This is a genomic window from Mycobacterium sp. E3247, from assembly GCF_001667785.1.
In the GTDB taxonomy this organism is placed as follows: domain Bacteria; phylum Actinomycetota; class Actinomycetes; order Mycobacteriales; family Mycobacteriaceae; genus Mycobacterium.
The window spans coordinates 1-14,195 of sequence record NZ_LZJG01000517.1 but is presented as its reverse complement, the minus strand read 5'-3'; the positions used below and the strand labels follow the sequence as shown (position 1 = coordinate 14,195).

The window sequence follows — 14,195 nt, the reverse complement described above, 5'->3', positions numbered from 1 at the left end:
CCTGCGGTGAGCAGTCCAAGAGTTCACCGTGCGCTAGTGGAGAATAAACCTCCCCACCAGGTCTAAGGTCAACGCCGCGTGAGTACCACGACCGGAATCGGCCGCGACGTCTTCTTCTGGTACGCCGTGTAGCGGTCGCCGTTGTTCTTGTTGACGATCTGCCATAGCCGCGGGTAATCGGCATCATCCGGTAACACGGGGCGGGCGGTGACCGCAAAACGCCTTGGGCCGACGTTGATTTCCACGTCCGGATTCTTCCGCAGGTTGTGATACCACCCGGGCGCGCGGGGATCGCCGCCCCTGGAAGCGACCACCAGGTAGTCATCGCCGTCGCGCGCATAGGTGAGCGCCGCGGTACGCGGTTGGCCCGTCTTGGCGCCGACGGTATGCAGCAGCAGGCTGGGTATCAGCAGGAAGCGATGACCGATCCAGCCGTTCGTCTTGCGATAGACGGTGTCGTGCAGGCGCAACATCGGGGGCAGTAGACGCTGCTCGACCCAGGACGGAAATGCCATCAGCCCAGTATTACTGGCTGGCGTCGATGCGGGCCAGTGCCGAACGCAGGATCTGCGCGGTGGCGTCCCGGTCGGGATCGCGCCTCAGCAGCATCCCTTTGGCGACCGACAGCTTGTCGCCGTTGCGCCGGGGCAGCACGTGCAGATGAATGTGGAACACCGTCTGGAAGGCGGCGCCGCCGTCGTTGATGGCGATGTTGGTCGCGTCGGCCAATTCGGTTGCGCGGGCGGCACGGGCGATCCGCTGGCCGATCGTGATCATCCCGGCCAGCGTCTCGGGCGGGGTGTCGGTGAGATCCACGCTGTGGCGCTTGGGGATCACGAGGGTGTGGCCTCGGGTGAACGGGCGGATGTCAAGGATGGCCACATACTCGTCGTCTTCGCAGATCCGGATGGCCGGGGCCTCACCGGCGACAATCGCACAGAACACGCAGGACATGTCGCCCACGGTACTGGCCGGGGGATACGCTGCCGCAGTGGACGCTCGCGACGCGGCCCGCGATGTGGCTTATGCCGGCGCGGCCACTCAGGCCCGCATGCTGGCCGACGGTGAGCTGACCGCGCCCGAGCTGCTCGAGATCTATCTGGAGCGGATCGCGCGGCTGGACAGTCAGTTGCGCTGCTACCGCGTGGTGTTGGCCGACAGCGCGCGCTATGAGGCGGCCGTCGCGCAGGACCGCCTCGACGCGGGTGAGCGGCTGCCGCTGCTCGGGGTGCCGATCGCGATCAAAGACGACGTCGACGTCGCCGGCGAGGTGACGACGTACGGCAGCGGCGGGCACCGGCCCGCGGCGAACTCCGATGCGGAGGTGGTCCGCCGGCTCCGCGCCGCCGGTGCCGTCATCCTCGGCAAAACCAATGTGCCCGAGCTGATGATGTTTCCCTACGCCGAGTCGCTGGCCTTCGGGGCGACCCGCAACCCCTGGAACCTCACCCGCACGCCGGGCGGCAGCAGTGGCGGCAGCGCGGCGGCGGTGGCCGCCGGCCTGGCTCCGCTGGCGCTGGGATCCGACGGTGGTGGCTCGATTCGCATCCCGGCGATCTGGTGTGGCCTGTTCGGTCTGAAGCCCCAACGCGACCGGGTGTCGTTGGAGCCGCATGACGACGCGTGGCACGGGCTCAGCGTCAACGGCCCGCTGGCCCGGTCGGTGCTGGACGCCGCGCTGTTCCTCGATGCGACATCCACCGTGCCGGGGCCCGAAGGGGAGTTCTCGGCCGCGGCGGCGCGTAGCCCCGGTCGGCTGCGCATCGCCTTGAGCACGAAGGTTCCCACGCCGTTGCCCGTCAGGATCGGCAAGGAGCAGATCACGGCGGTCGAACAGGCCGGCGCGTTGCTGCGCGATCTGGGCCATGACGTCATCCGCGCCGAACCCGACTATCCGCCGTCGGCCATCATGACCAACTACCTGCCCCGCTATCTGCGGGGTATCAGCGACGACGCCGACGCACTGGCGCATCCCGAACGCCTGGAAGCGCGCACCCGCAACCTGGCGCGCGCCGGTTCGCTGTTCTCCGATCGCAGGATGGTCGCCCTGCGCGAGGCCGAGGCGGCGGCGAGTGCCCGGATCCAGTCGATCTTCGACGACGTCGACGTCGTCGTCACGCCGGGCAACGCCACGGGGCCGTCCCGAATCGGTGCCTACCAACGTCGCGGCGCGGTGTGGACGTTGCTGGCGGTGGCGCAGCGCGTGCCCTACCAGCAGGTGTGGAACCTGACAGGACAGCCCGCCGCGGCCGTCCCGTGGGACTTCGACGGCGACGGCCTGCCGATCGCCGTGCAGCTGGTGGGCCGGCCGTTCGCGGAGGCGACGTTGTTGTCGCTGGCCGCGCAGATCGAGTCCGCCAGGCCGTGGGCGCATCGGCGACCGCCGGTGTCATGAGCGAAGAATTTCGCGCCAGGCGGCCAGCTTGACGCCGGGTCGCACGGCGTGGGCCGGGCTCGTCGACGGCAATCGTCGGTAGTCGATGCGCTCATCGGCCTCGGCCAGCCTGTGGTACAGCGCGGCGGCCTTGGCGCCGTTGAAGTACACCCGCGCGATGGCGGGGTACCGCGCGAACAGTTCGCCGAACTCGTTGACCACCACGCTCCTGGGTTCGATTGCCGAGTCCGCGCTGCCGGCGCGGCGGCAGGCGCGCACCACGTCCCAGAGGGCCACGCCCGCCGATTGCAGGGCGGCCAGCCGCTTTTCGTACGGCGCCGCCGCGTCGAACCCGAACAGCTCGCCGGTGATCGCCCAGAACGCATTTCGCGGATTCCCGTAATACTGGCCTACCGCCAGGGATTGGGCGCTCGGAAACGAACCCAGGATCAGCACCCGGGCAGTCTCGTCGACGACCGGTGGAAAACCCCCCAGCAGCGGTGCGCTCATCACTTCAGATCATGACGTGTCCTGTCGACGCCGACCCGCTTCGCCCGGCTTCGCCGCGCTCGCGATCGACGGGACCTATTCGCGCCGACCCGCTTCGCCCGGCTTCGCCGCGCTCGCGATCGACGCCCGTTGTACGTTGGCGACGTGGACGGGGACCTGCTCGACGGACTAGAGGGCAGCGCACGCGCTGAGCGGGCGGAGCTGGTCGAGTGGCTGCTCGAGCAGGGCATCACCCCCGACGAGATCAGGGCCACGAACCCCCCGCTGCTGCTGGCGACCCGCCACCTCATGGGTGACGACGGCACCTACGTGTCCGCCCGCGAGATCAGCGAGACCCACGGCATCGACCTGGATCTCTTGCAGCGGGTGCAGCGCGCGATCGGCCTGGCCCGGGTGGAGGACCCCGACGCGGTCGTGCACATGCGCGCCGACGGCGAAGCCGCCGCCTACGCCCAGCGTTTCGTCGAGCTCGGGCTGGACCCCGAGCAAGTGGTGCTCGTGGTCCGGGTGCTCGCCGAAGGGCTCTCACGCGCCGCCGAGGTCATGCGCTACACCGCGCTTTCGGCGATCATGCGGCCCGGCGCCACCGAGCTCGAAATCGCCGAGGCCTCAAAGGCTTTGGTGGGTGAAATCGCGCCCGAGCTCGGGCCGATGATCCAGCACATGCTATTCATGCAGCTGCGTCACATGATGGAGACCGAAGCGGTCAACGCGGCCGAGCGCGCCGCCGGCAAACCCCTGCCGGGTGCGCGCCAGATCACCGTCGCCTTCGCGGACCTCGTCGGCTTCACCCGGATCGGCGAAGCGGTGTCGGCAGAGGAGCTGGGGCATCTGGCCAACCGACTGGCGGTCCTGGCGCGCGACATCGCCACCCCGCCGGTGCGATTCATCAAGACGATCGGCGACGCGGTGATGTTCGTCTGCCCCGACCCGCTGCCCATGCTCGACGTGGTGGTGAAGCTGGTGGAGGCCGTGGACACCGACAACGACTTCCCACGGCTGCGGGCGGGCGTGGCCTCCGGCATGGCGGTGAGCCGGGCGGGCGACTGGTTCGGCAGCCCGGTCAACGTCGCCAGCCGGGTCACCGGTGTGGCGCGTCCGGGCACCGTGCTGGCGGCGGATTCGGCCTGGGAGACCGTTGCGGACATCGGCGAGTTCAACGGGTCGTTCGCAGGTGCGCGCCGCCTCAAGGGCATCAAGAACGAGGTCAAGCTCTTCCGTATTCGCCGGGGCGACGGCGGGGACTGAGTCGGACATCCGTCCGACATGGGCAGGCCCGGACGACTCTGGGGGGCGTTGGGCTCCGTCATGCGCGGGTCCTACGCGGCCGGTCTTCTACCCTGACTTCCGGCGCTTTGAATTGGTCGTTTCCGGGCCTGCTTCGCTACCAAAAATACAACGTGACGCAGGTCATATCAACGGGTTCTCCGCACTTAAACACACCTTTTCGCGGACGGCCGTTCGCGGGCCCGTCGCCCACGACGCGCGTGCCGTCGCCGGGCGGCGTTCGCCGCCGGTGAACGCTGTTCCCTAACCCGTGTAACGGTGTAATCATGTAATTATGAAATCGCATCACACGCACGGCCGGCGCTACGGCCGCCCCGGCGGCTGGCAGCAAGCCCAACAACCCGACGCCAGCGACGCCGCGGAATGGTTCGCCGGGCGTCTGCCCGAAAGCTGGTTCGACGGCGACCCGACGGTCATCGTCGACCGCGAGGAAATCACCGTCATCGGGCGGCTGCCGGAACCGCAGGGCGCGGAGAACGAGGAGACCGGGGCCCGCGCGGAAGGACGTGCTTCCCGGTTCCGCGAGGAAACCCGTTCGGAGCGAATGCACATCGCCGACGAGGCGCAAGATCGCTATGGGCGCAAGGTTTCCTGGGGCGTCGAGGTCGGTTCCAAAGCCGGCGCAGAACGAATCCTGTTCACCCACATCGCGGTTCCGGTGATGACACGCTTGAAGCAACCCGAGCGGCAGGTGCTCGACACGCTGGTGGATGCCGGTGTCGCCCGGTCTCGCGCCGACGCTCTGGCGTGGTCGGTCAAGCTGGTCGGTGAACATGCCGAGGAATGGTTGGCCAAGTTGCGTAGCGCCATGTCGGCGGTCGACGACTTGCGCGCGGAGGGCCCGGACCTTCAGTCGTAGGCCGGCGCCCCGGCCGCCCCGAACCGAGAAACTATGCCCCGGTTGGGGTTTGACCAGATCTCAGCCGCCGTAGTTGGTCCACCACGTGTGCAGGTCTTCGAGGGCGGGCGGATCCCCGTAGACGTCACAGAGCATGAGTTTGGCCTCGTTGGTCCAGATGACGTTCGGGTGGTTCTTGTAGGTTCCGCACGCGATCGTGCCGGCGGTCACCGTCGGGGTGCTGTCGTGGTGCCAGCCATCCGGTGACTGCCCCGCTCCCGGGCAGTTCGTCAGTTGCACGGCGGCCACGTCGTCGTCGAACGCCTTCTTCAGCACGTCCTCGTCGGCGAACAGTCCATAGACGGCCCGAGACGGGCCACCCTGATTGGTGTTCTGGTCGCAGTCGACCATGGCCAGCGCATTCACCCAGATGCTGTTCGACTTGGGGGTCGCGGGCGTGCAAGCGCCGCCGGGATACCCGGTGGGCAGCATGCCGAGCAGCTTGCTCTGCGGGTTGCCGGCCCGGGTCGTTGTCGTGGTGGTGACGGCCCTGGTGGTGCTCGACGTGGTCGAGGTGCGGTTCGCCTGCGGGTTACCGTCGTCGCCTCCCATGACCACGACGATGCCGACGGCGGCGAGCGCAACGACAACCACCAACGCAGCGACGGCGGCGATGATGGGCCAGGGGTTGCGTCGTTTGGGTGGGGGTTGGTTCCAACCCGGTCCGCCGAATTGCGGTGGAGGGCCGCCCCAATGGGCGCTGGCTTGGTAATAGGGCGGTGTGGCCGGGGGCTGGGCGGCGGCCGGGATGGGGCCGCTGTCGGGCCGCCAGGTCGGGGCGCTTTGCGCGGGTATCGGAGTTGAGCCGAGCGCGGGGTTGGGTGTCGGCGACTCTGGTCTCGGCGACTCCGGTGCCGGCGGCGGTGTGGGGGGAGGGGCCATGCCGGTGCCCGGCAGGGTGGCTTCCTGACTGCGGCGCAGGATGGTGGCGGCGTGGTCTTGGTCGGGGTCGCTGAGCGCGTCGTGGGCGGCCAGGGCGAGGTCGCCGGCGCTCGCGTAGCGGTCCTCGGGATTCTTGGCCATGCCGCGGCTGATCACCGCGTCGAAGCCCTTGGGAATACCCGGCCGCAGCGCGCTGGGCTGGGGTACGGGGTCCATGGTGTGGGCGGTGACCAGTGCGCCCGCGCTGCTGGACGTGTACGGCGGGGATCCCGTGAGGCATTCGTAGAGCACGCAGGCCAGGGCGTAGATGTCGGCGCGGTAGGTGACCTCGGCGTTGGAAAACCGTTCCGGCGCCATGTATTTCCATGTTCCGACGGCGGTGCCCAGCTGGGTCAGCTTTTCGTCGGTGGTGGCGCTGGCGATCCCGAAGTCGACGAGGTAGGCGAAGTCGTCGCGGGTGATGAGGATGTTTTGCGGTTTGACGTCGCGGTGCATGACCCCGGCGGCGTGGGCGGCATCCAGCGCCGAGGCGATCTGGGTGATGATGGCCACCGCCCGCGGCGGGGACAGCGGGCCGAAGCGTTTGAGCACACCGTCCAAATCGGTGCCCTCGATCAGGCGCATCTCCAAGAACATCTGGCCGTCGATCTCGCCGTAGTCGTGGATGGGCACCACGTGCGGCTCCTGCAAACGACCGGCGGTGCGGGCTTCGCGTTTCATCCGCTCCCGAAACACCGGGTCCTTGCTGAAGGCCTCCGAGAGCAGCTTGACCGCCACCGTCCATTCCTTGACGGTGTGCTCGGCCTCGTAAACCTCGCCCATTCCACCGCGTCCAAGCAGGCGCTTCAGGTGATAAGGCCCGAAATCCGAACCCACCCGCGAGGCCTGCTCATCGCTCATCGCCGATCCTTCACACCCAGCCACCACACCATCGCCACCCGACAATCACCGGGCGCACCGGTCAGCCGCAATTCCCTGACCCAGCAACCATGACGGTAAGCCTCCACCCGGCCCGACGCATGACAATCACCCGATTTCCCGGGCGGACGCGGTGTTGCTAACTCTCGCCGTCGGCGGCGATCTGAAACGTGAATTCGTAGTCGCAGATGCGGACGTGATCGCCGTCGCGCAGCGTGGCAACGGAGCGGATTCGCTCGTGTTGCACGTGGACCCCGTTGGACGATCGGAGGTCGTTGATGATGAAGCTGGTGCCCGTGTCGACGATGACGGCATGGTGGCGGCTGACTTTGGGGTTGTCGAGGACGATGTCGTTGTCGCCGAGCCGCCCGATCCGGGTTGCCGCCTCTCGCAGCGCGTAGCTGCGTCCCGAGGCCTCGTGCAGGTAGGCGATGGCCCGCTGCCCGGAGGTCATCGCATGCTCTTCGAGGACCGTGACGGTGTCGACGGCGGCGGTCTTGGCGCTGCGCTTCACGTCCAGCGGTTCCTGCCGCAATATCCGCTCGTTGAGCGACCGCAGCGTCGGCCCCGGGTCGATCCCCAGGTCGTCGGCGAGCGTGGTCTTGACCCGGCGGTAGGCGGCCAGCGCGTCCGATTGGCGGTCCGTGAGGTAGTAGGCCGTGATCAGTTGGGCCCATAGCGGTTCCCGGTAGGGGTGCTCGCCGGTCAGCGCCTCCAGCTCCGTGATCACGGCGGACGCGCGCCCGCAGGCGATTTCGGCCTCCGCCTTCGCGCCGTGGACCTGAAGTTTCTCCTCGACAAGGGAAGTCGCGAAGGTGTCGACGAACCCGAACTCGCGCAGGTCCTCGAGCACGGGCCCGCGCCATTGCGCCAAAGCGGCGGTCAGGTGCTGGCTGGCGTCTTCGAATTCGCCCCTGGCGGCCGCGTGCACGCCCGCGGTCTTCTCGGCAATGAATCGGCCCAGATCGCAAGCGTTTTCGGTGATGGTGAGCCGGTAACCAGGCGGCGCCGCGGCCAGCACCGCTCGCGGGTCGATGCCGGCCGTGCCGAGCAACTTGCGGAGGTTGGACACATAGGAATGGATGCTGGCCCGTGCCCCCGACGGGGGCGCGTCGTCCCACAGGGCGGTGATGAGCCGGTCGACCCCGACGGGGCTGTTGCGGTTCATCAGCAGCATGGCCAGCACCGCCCGCTGTTTGGGGGTGCCCAGGGCCACCGGGGTGCCGTCAACGCTCATCTCCAACGGTCCGAGCAGACCGAGTTCGAGACGCTTGTCCACCATCGACTATCGGTCCTTCCGGCCCATTGTGCTTGCCATTGTGGCTATGCCCTTGTCATGGCGTAGTAGGCGCCCCGCCTGGCCAGCAACTCGGCGTGACTGCCCTGTTCGACGATCCGTCCGGCCTCGACCACGACGATGCGGTCTGCCTCTCGGACCGTCGAAAGCCGGTGCGCGATAATGAAACTCGTGCGGTCGCGGCGGAGCTCCGACATGGCGCGGGCGATGAGTGCCTCGGTCCGGGTGTCGACCGAACTGGTCGCCTCGTCGAGGATCAACAGCCGGGGCCGGGCGAGGAATGCGCGGGCGATGGTGATGAGCTGCTTCTCGCCGGCGCTGATGTTGCCGCCGCCGCCGCTGACCCGCGTCTGGTAGCCGGCTGGCAGGGTGTGCACGAACCGGTCGACGTAGGCCGCCTTCGCGGCCCGCACCACCTCATCAGCGCTGGCGTCGGGCCGCCCGTAGGCGATGTTCTCCGCGATCGTCCCGTCGAAGAGCCAGGTGTCTTGCAGCACCATGCCGATCCGCGAACGCAGCGACTGCCGGCTCACGGTCGTGATATCGGTGCCGTCGACCAGGATCCGGCCGGAATCGACGTCGTAGAACCGCATCAACAGGTTCACCAGGGTGGTCTTGCCGGCCCCGGTCGGCCCGACGATCGCCACCGTGGTTCCGGGCTCGGCCACCATCGACAGGTCGTGGATCACCGGGGTGTTCGGGCGGTAGCCGAAGCTGACGTGCTGAAACTCGACTCGGCCGGTGGGGGCCGCGCCGGGCCGGGCCAGGGTGGCCTCGGCGTCCGGCGATTCCTCGGGCTCGTCGAGCAGATCGAACACTCGCTCGGCGCTGGCCACCCCGGACTGCAGGGTGTTGTACATCCCAGCCACCTGGCCGAGAGGGGCATTGAACTGCCGGACGTATTGGATGAAAGCCTGGATGCCGCCGAGGGTGATGCGGCCGGTGGCCACCTGCAGGCCGCCCACCACGGCGACGGCCACGTAGCCGAGGTTGCCGATGAACCCCGTCGCGGGCGCCACGAGGCCCGAGAAGAACTGCGCGCCGAAACTCGCCTGGTAGACGTCGTCGTTGCAGTCGCGAAAGTGGCCGCGCGCCGCGGCCTGGTGGCCGAACGTCTTGACCACCGTGAAGCCGCTGTAGGTCTCCTCGATGTGGGCGTTGAGGCGACCGATGCTCGTCCACTGCGCCACGAACAGGCGCTGTGCGCGCCGCGCGATCGCGCGTGTCGCCAGCAGGGTCAGCGGCACCGCCGCCACGGTGATCAGTGCTAGCAGCGGCGAGATGGTCACCATCATCGCGAGCACCGCCACCACGGTCAGGATCGACGTCACCAACTGGCTGATGGTCATCGACAGCGACGACTGCACGTTGTCGATGTCGTTGGTCACCCGGCTCAACAGCTCACCGCGTTGGCGCCCATCGAAGTAGGACAGCGGCAGCCGGTGGATTTTGTCCTCGACGTCCGAACGCAGCGCGACCATGGTGCGCTGCACGGTGACGTTGAGCAGCCGCGCCTGGGCCCAGATCAACAGTGCCGAAACCAGATAAAGGCCCAACGCCAGCGCCAGCGTTCGCGCCACCGCGCCGAAGTCCACGCCCTTCCCCGGCACCACGCTCATTCCCGACAGCAGGTCGGCGAAGGTGCCCTCGCCCCGCGCGCGGGCCGCGGCGACGGCCTGCGCCTTGGTGATGCCCGCGGGGAGCTGTCGCCCGATGACGCCGTTGAACAGCAGGTCGGTGGCGTGGCCGAGGATGCGCGGGACGATGACCCCGATCACCGTCCCGGTGATCCCGAGGCCGATCACCGCGACGCTGAGCCGGCGTTGTGGGGCAAGCCTTTTCGCCAGCCGGGTGGCCGACCCCCAGAAGTCACGGGACCGCCCGGCCGGTGCCGGGGCCAAGCCGCGGGTGGCCGGCGCCGTCATGACGTGCCCCCGGCCTGGCCGGATTGCACCGCGCTCACCGACTGCGAGTCGGCGAATTCGGCGTAGGCGGGGCAGTCGGCGAGCAGCGAGTCGTGGGTGCCGCTGCCCACCAGTTTCCCGTTGTCGACAACGATCACCTGGTCGGCCTCGGCGGCGGTCGAAACGCGTTGGGTGACAACGATGACGGTGGCGGCGGCCGCTATTTGCCTCACCGACGCGCGGACCCGTGCGTCGGTGTGGACGTCGAGCGCGCCGAACGAGTCGTCGAAGAGGTAGATGGCGGGGTGGCGGATGACCGCGCGGGCGATCGCCAGTCGTTGCCGCTGACCGCCGGAGAAGTTGATGCCGCCCTGGGCCACCCGCATGCGGAGCCCGTCGTCGTGTGCGCGCACGAATCCGTCGGCGTCGGCCACCCGCAACGCTTCCCACATTTCCTCGTCGGTCGCGTCAGCCTTGCCGTAGCGGAGATTGTCCGCGACGGTGCCGGAGAACAGATAGCCGCGCTGGGGAACCAGCCCGATCGCCGACCACAGTCGCTCGGTGTGGTAGTCGCGGACGTCGATGTCGTCGACCAACACGGCGCCGCCGGTCACGTCGTAGAGCCGGCAGATCAACGACACCAGCGTCGACTTGCCCGACCCGGTGCTGCCGACGATGGCCGTGGTGGTGCCGGGATGTGCGGTCAACGAAACGTCCTGCAGCACGGGGCGATCGGCGCCCGGATAGGTGAAGGTGGCGCTGTCGAGGCGCACCACCCCGGTGATCCCGCCGGCCGGGAACACCGGCCGCTGCGGATCGGTCACCGCGGCCCGGGTGGAGAGCACCTCGGTGATCCGTTCGGCGCACACGGATGCTCGGGGCAGCACCACCAGCGTCATCGTGGCCATCAGCACCGCCATGAGGATCTGGGTGAAGTACGCCAGGAACGCGGTCAGCGAGCCGACCTGCATCTGGCCCCGGTCGATGCGCAGCCCGCCGAACCAGATCAGCGCGACGCTGGACACGTTGACGGTCAACGTGGTCACCGGCAGCATCACCGCCTGCCAGTTCCCGGCGGTCAGCGCGGTGTACGACAGCGCGGCGTTGGCGCGGGCGAACCGGTCGCGCTCATAGCGTTCACGGGCAAACGCGCGCACGACGCGGACGCCGGACAGCTGGTCGCGCATCACCCGGTTGATGCCGTCGATCAGGCCCTGCATCCTGCGGAACAGGGGCAGCATGTGTGCCATCACCCAGTAGTTGGCCAACGCCATGATGGGAACGCTGACCAGCAGCAGCCAGGTCAGCGCGGCCTCCTGGTGGATGGCCATCAGGATTCCGCCCACGCACATGATGGGCGCGGTGACCAGCACGGTGCTCGATATCTGAACCAGGTATTGGATCTGGCGGACGTCGTTGGTGCTCCGCGTCAACAGCGTGGGCGCGCCGAAGCGGGCGGTCTCGTGCTCGGAGAAGGTCGTGATGTGTTCGAACATCGCCGCGCGCAGGTCGCGACCGAAGCCCATCCCGGTTCGCGACCCGAAGTAGACCGCCCCGACCGCGCACAACACCTGCAGCCCGGTGACCGAGAGCATCACCATGCCGAGCCTGACAATCGTGGACGTGTCGCCCTTGGCCACGCCCTCGTCGATGATCGCGGCGTTGACCGTCGGCAGGTACAGCGACGCCAGGGTGCTGATGCCCTGAAACACCATCAGCACCGCGACCAGCCGCCGGTACGGCCGGATGTACTGGCGCAGCAGTGCCAGGAGCATTTCGTAACTGTCGCACACGGCGCGTCCGGCGGTGTAACTGAAACGCCTGCTCAGGCGCGTCGGTGGTTGACCCGCTGAGCTGCCGCTACAGTGCATCGTGTGGACCGGGAGCAGGCTGAGCAAGAGCAGGGTAGCGGTGCGGCGTAACGCGAGGGCGCTCGTCGCTGGGGCGTCAGCCTTGATGATCCTGGTGCTCACGGTGGCGGCGTGCTCCGACTCGGGCGGCAATAAGCCAGGTGCGACGTCCTCGTCGGCGCCGGGGAACGCGGAGGGCCACCACGGCCCGATGTTCCCCCAGTGCGGGGGCATCACCGATCAGACCGTGGCGGAACTGACGAAGGTGACGGGCCTGATCAACACCGCCCGGAACTCGGTCGGCTGCCAATGGCTGGCGGGCGGCGGCATCCTTGGTCCGCACTTCTCCTTCTCCTGGTATCGCGGCAGCCCGATCGGACGTGAACGCAAGACCGAGGAGTTGTCGCGCGCCAGCGTCGACGACATCAACATCAACGGACACAGCGGGTTCATCGCCATCGGCAACGAGCCGAATTTGGGGGACTCACTCTGCGAGGTGGGCATTCAATTCCAGGACGACTTCTTCGAATGGTCGATCAGCTTCAGCCAAAAGCCGTTCCCGCCGCCGTGCGACATCGCCAAGGAGCTGGCGCGTCAGTCGATTGCGAACTCGAAATGACCACGAGAAGCGTTCGCGCGGTTGTAGCCATCTTGATCTCTGCCCTGGTGGTCATCACGGGTTGTTCGAGGTCCGTCGCCGGCAACGCCGTCAAGGCGGGCGGCCCGACCCGCAACAACAACTCCCAGCAGCAGTATCCGAACCTGCTCAAGGAGTGTGAGGTGCTCACCAGCGACATCCTGGCCAAGACGGTGGGTGCCGACCCGCTCGACATCCAGAGCACGTTCGTCGGCGCGATCTGCCGGTGGCAGGCGGCCAACCCCGCCGGGCTGATCGACATCACCCGGTTCTGGTTCGAGCAGGGCAGCCTCAGCAACGAGCGCAAGGTCGCCGACTTCCTGAAGTACAAGGTCGAGTCCCGCAACATCGCCGGGATCGATTCGATCGTGATGCGCCCGGATGACCCGAACGGCGCGTGCGGAGTGGCCAGCGACGCCGCGGGCGTGGTCGGGTGGTGGGTCAACCCCCAGGCGCCGGGCATCGACGCGTGCGGTCAGGCGCTCAAGTTGATGGAGCTGACGCTGGCCACGAACTCGTAGCCGTTCAGCGCGGGATTTCGAAGCCGATCAGCGCAGCGCGGCCGAGCTCGAGGTCCTTCCACCCGAACGGCACGGTCAGCACCGCGATCGCCGACGTCGGGAACTTCGCCGAGATCCGTTCGGCGGCAGCCGAGTCGGTGCCACTGCCGGCCAGGCCGAGAGCCAGGTCCGACATCGTCGGCTCGTGACCGACGACCAGCAGTGTCTCGACTTCGCCGCCGACCGTGTTGATTTCTTCGATCATGATGCCGGGCGTGGCGCCGTAAAGCCGCTCGCTGTAGCGCACGGGCGCGTCGATTCGTGCGTTGGCCAACGTCTGCCGCGTACGGGTTGCGGTGGAACACAGCACGGCGTCGATGGCTGGAGCGTTGGCGCGCAGCCAATCGCCGGCGAGTCCCGCTTGCTTGACGCCGCGGGGCGCCAGCGGCCGCTCGTGGTCGGCGACCCCGGGCGGGTAGTCGGATTTCGCGTGGCGCATCAACAGCAATGTGCGCTGATCTTTCACGGGAGCCACGCTAACCCCTATGCCGCGTCGTCGTCATCGTCGTCGTCGTGGTGGAGCAGTTTTTCGGGGTGGTGGTAGGTGTTGGTGCGGGGTTGGCCGCGGTCGTGGTGGGGTGGGGGGATCCATTCGGTGTGGCCCTTGGTGTTTGTGCGGGTGGTCCAGCCGTCGGGTTTGAGCATGCGATGGTGGGGTCCGCAGGCGAAGGTGAGGCCGGTGATGTCGGTGCGCCGGCATTGGGCCCAGTCGGTGACGTGGTGGACTTCGGAGAGGTAGCCGGGCACGGTGCAGCCCGGCGCCGTACATCCGCGGTCCTTGGCGTACAGCACAATTCGCTGACCGGGGGAGGCCAGGCGTTTGGTGTGGTACAGGGCCAGGGGTTTGGCGTTGTCGAAGACGGCCAAGTAGTGACGCCTCTCTGTGTCAAGGGTGTTGGTTGTAGCGTGTGATTGCGGGCCCGGGAAGTGACTTGTCTGAAGTGTCGGTGTACGGGGTATTAGCCGATCGCGCGAGACAACAGAGTCGCCCCCGAGTGTCCTCCCGGGTCCGCCTCGTCTGGGTGGGCATCGCGGGTTAGTTGTCGGTAGACCGCGTCGGAGAGGCGTCGTTTGAGGC

General features: G+C 68.0%; 13 protein-coding genes and 1 pseudogene. 5 read left to right on the top strand and 9 right to left on the bottom strand.

Annotated features, from left to right (window positions below):
• Positions 1 to 68: 68 nt before the first annotated feature.
• Both A9X04_RS26075 and A9X04_RS26070 read right to left on the bottom strand, forming a co-directional pair.
• On the bottom strand, positions 69 to 515 hold the full coding sequence (locus tag A9X04_RS26075; protein WP_067927069.1) for a nitroreductase family deazaflavin-dependent oxidoreductase: 447 nt from the start codon (positions 513 to 515) through the stop codon (positions 69 to 71).
• A gap of 10 nt (positions 516 to 525) precedes the next feature.
• Positions 526 to 954, bottom strand: a complete 429-nt coding sequence (locus A9X04_RS26070) for an HIT family protein (protein ID WP_067927147.1) — start codon at positions 952 to 954, stop codon at positions 526 to 528.
• Positions 955 to 991: 37 nt separating this feature from the next.
• On the opposite strand from A9X04_RS26070, the gene A9X04_RS26065 reads away from it, so the two are divergent.
• Complete coding sequence (locus tag A9X04_RS26065; RefSeq protein WP_255396503.1) at positions 992 to 2,395, top strand: amidase; 1,404 nt, start codon at positions 992 to 994, stop codon at positions 2,393 to 2,395.
• On the opposite strand, the gene A9X04_RS26060 is transcribed toward A9X04_RS26065, so the two are convergent.
• Entirely contained in the window at positions 2,390 to 2,884 is a 495-nt protein-coding gene (locus A9X04_RS26060; RefSeq protein ID WP_067927067.1) for a DNA-deoxyinosine glycosylase, read from the bottom strand. The two genes, A9X04_RS26065 and A9X04_RS26060, sit on opposite strands and share 6 nt — an antisense overlap.
• A gap of 129 nt (positions 2,885 to 3,013) precedes the next feature.
• Here A9X04_RS26060 and A9X04_RS26055 point away from each other — a divergent pair, with 129 nt between their 5' ends.
• The gene (locus A9X04_RS26055) at positions 3,014 to 4,132 is read left to right on the top strand and encodes an adenylate cyclase regulatory domain-containing protein (protein ID WP_067927064.1); all 1,119 of its coding nucleotides are present in this window, start codon (positions 3,014 to 3,016) and stop codon (positions 4,130 to 4,132) included.
• Positions 4,133 to 4,445: 313 nt separating this feature from the next.
• Positions 4,446 to 5,030, top strand: a complete 585-nt coding sequence (locus A9X04_RS26050; protein ID WP_067927061.1) for a hypothetical protein — start codon at positions 4,446 to 4,448, stop codon at positions 5,028 to 5,030.
• Between the two features lie 60 nt (positions 5,031 to 5,090).
• Here the strand turns inward: A9X04_RS26050 and A9X04_RS26045 are convergent, their stop codons facing one another.
• The 4 genes from A9X04_RS26045 to A9X04_RS26030 all read right to left on the bottom strand — a co-directional run bounded on the left by A9X04_RS26045 (position 5,091) and on the right by A9X04_RS26030 (position 11,845).
• Complete coding sequence (locus tag A9X04_RS26045; protein WP_067927058.1) at positions 5,091 to 6,851, bottom strand: serine/threonine-protein kinase; 1,761 nt, start codon at positions 6,849 to 6,851, stop codon at positions 5,091 to 5,093.
• 157 nt (positions 6,852 to 7,008) lie between these two features.
• A complete protein-coding gene (locus A9X04_RS26040) occupies positions 7,009 to 8,151 on the bottom strand; it encodes a BTAD domain-containing putative transcriptional regulator (RefSeq protein ID WP_067927055.1) in 1,143 nt (380 codons plus the stop codon).
• Between the two features lie 41 nt (positions 8,152 to 8,192).
• Complete coding sequence (locus A9X04_RS26035) at positions 8,193 to 10,091, bottom strand: ABC transporter ATP-binding protein (RefSeq protein WP_067927052.1); 1,899 nt, start codon at positions 10,089 to 10,091, stop codon at positions 8,193 to 8,195.
• Positions 10,088 to 11,845, bottom strand: a complete 1,758-nt coding sequence (locus tag A9X04_RS26030; protein WP_067927048.1) for an ABC transporter ATP-binding protein — start codon at positions 11,843 to 11,845, stop codon at positions 10,088 to 10,090. The genes A9X04_RS26035 and A9X04_RS26030 overlap by 4 nt, the downstream gene beginning before the upstream one ends.
• A 181-nt stretch (positions 11,846 to 12,026) precedes the next feature.
• On the opposite strand from A9X04_RS26030, the gene A9X04_RS26025 reads away from it, so the two are divergent.
• Positions 12,027 to 12,539, top strand: a complete 513-nt coding sequence (locus A9X04_RS26025; RefSeq protein ID WP_156764543.1) for a DUF3558 domain-containing protein — start codon at positions 12,027 to 12,029, stop codon at positions 12,537 to 12,539.
• Positions 12,536 to 13,078 carry a DUF3558 domain-containing protein gene (locus A9X04_RS26020; protein WP_067927043.1) on the top strand — a complete coding sequence of 181 codons (543 nt, stop codon included), beginning with the start codon at positions 12,536 to 12,538 and terminating at the stop codon, positions 13,076 to 13,078. Before A9X04_RS26025 ends, A9X04_RS26020 begins: the two co-directional genes overlap by 4 nt.
• A gap of 4 nt (positions 13,079 to 13,082) precedes the next feature.
• On the opposite strand, the gene A9X04_RS26015 is transcribed toward A9X04_RS26020, so the two are convergent.
• Both A9X04_RS26015 and A9X04_RS26010 read right to left on the bottom strand, forming a co-directional pair.
• Entirely contained in the window at positions 13,083 to 13,583 is a 501-nt protein-coding gene (locus tag A9X04_RS26015) for a histidine phosphatase family protein (RefSeq protein WP_102416925.1), read from the bottom strand.
• 17 nt (positions 13,584 to 13,600) lie between these two features.
• A pseudogene (locus tag A9X04_RS26010) lies at positions 13,601 to 13,990 on the bottom strand (DUF222 domain-containing protein); the annotation flags it as partial.
• Between the last annotated feature and the right edge of the window lie 205 nt (positions 13,991 to 14,195).

What these genes read in the sequence shown, in the direction of transcription:
- A9X04_RS26075 (WP_067927069.1), bottom strand. Translation starts at nt 515, where the DNA reads ATGGCATTTCCGTCCTGGGTCGAGCAGCGTCTACTGCCCCCGATGTTG.
- A9X04_RS26070 (WP_067927147.1), bottom strand. Translation starts at nt 954, where the DNA reads ATGTCCTGCGTGTTCTGTGCGATTGTCGCCGGTGAGGCCCCGGCCATC.
- A9X04_RS26060 (WP_067927067.1), bottom strand. Translation starts at nt 2,884, where the DNA reads ATGAGCGCACCGCTGCTGGGGGGTTTTCCACCGGTCGTCGACGAGACT.
- A9X04_RS26050 (WP_067927061.1), top strand. Translation starts at nt 4,446, where the DNA reads ATGAAATCGCATCACACGCACGGCCGGCGCTACGGCCGCCCCGGCGGC.
- A9X04_RS26045 (WP_067927058.1), bottom strand. Translation starts at nt 6,851, where the DNA reads ATGAGCGATGAGCAGGCCTCGCGGGTGGGTTCGGATTTCGGGCCTTAT.
- A9X04_RS26040 (WP_067927055.1), bottom strand. Translation starts at nt 8,151, where the DNA reads ATGGTGGACAAGCGTCTCGAACTCGGTCTGCTCGGACCGTTGGAGATG.
- A9X04_RS26035 (WP_067927052.1), bottom strand. Translation starts at nt 10,091, where the DNA reads ATGACGGCGCCGGCCACCCGCGGCTTGGCCCCGGCACCGGCCGGGCGG.
- A9X04_RS26030 (WP_067927048.1), bottom strand. Translation starts at nt 11,845, where the DNA reads ATGCTCCTGGCACTGCTGCGCCAGTACATCCGGCCGTACCGGCGGCTG.
- A9X04_RS26025 (WP_156764543.1), top strand. Translation starts at nt 12,027, where the DNA reads ATGATCCTGGTGCTCACGGTGGCGGCGTGCTCCGACTCGGGCGGCAAT.
- A9X04_RS26020 (WP_067927043.1), top strand. Translation starts at nt 12,536, where the DNA reads ATGACCACGAGAAGCGTTCGCGCGGTTGTAGCCATCTTGATCTCTGCC.